General features: G+C 67.5%; 1 pseudogene. It reads left to right on the top strand.

The annotated features are described in order from the left end of the window. Positions 1-421: pseudogene (locus GM672_RS28685) on the top strand (heme utilization protein); the annotation flags it as partial.

Here is a 421-nt window from a genome sequence, read left to right as displayed (position 1 = left end):
TGGCCAACGCGTTGACGACCAACCAGATCGTCGCCCTGAGCTCGAACCAGCTGGGTGCCTTCAACACCGCCCAGTTCGGCGCGCTGTCGACCAACGCGATTGCCGCGATCGAGACGGCCGATATCGGCGGCCTGAAGACCAACGTCATCGCCGCGCTGAAGTCGGCGCAGGTAGCTGCCCTGACGACCAACCAGATCGGTGCCCTGGGCACCAACCAGGTGGCCGCCCTGTCGACCGGTTCGATGGCCGGCATGACGACCAACCAGATCGTCGCCCTGTCGAGCAACCAGGCCGCCGTGCTGAACTCGGCCCAGATCGGCGCGCTGGCAACGGAAACCGTGGCCGCGCTGGAAACGGCCGACCTGGCCGCCCTGAAGACCGCGACCATCGCCGGCCTGAAGACGCAGCAGGTTGCCGCCCT

It is taken from the genome of Pseudoduganella buxea, from assembly GCF_009720835.1.
Classification (GTDB): Bacteria; Pseudomonadota; Gammaproteobacteria; order Burkholderiales; family Burkholderiaceae_D; genus Rugamonas; species Rugamonas buxea.
Note: the sequence above shows the minus strand (reverse complement) of the source record. Positions and strands in the feature narration are given on the sequence as shown.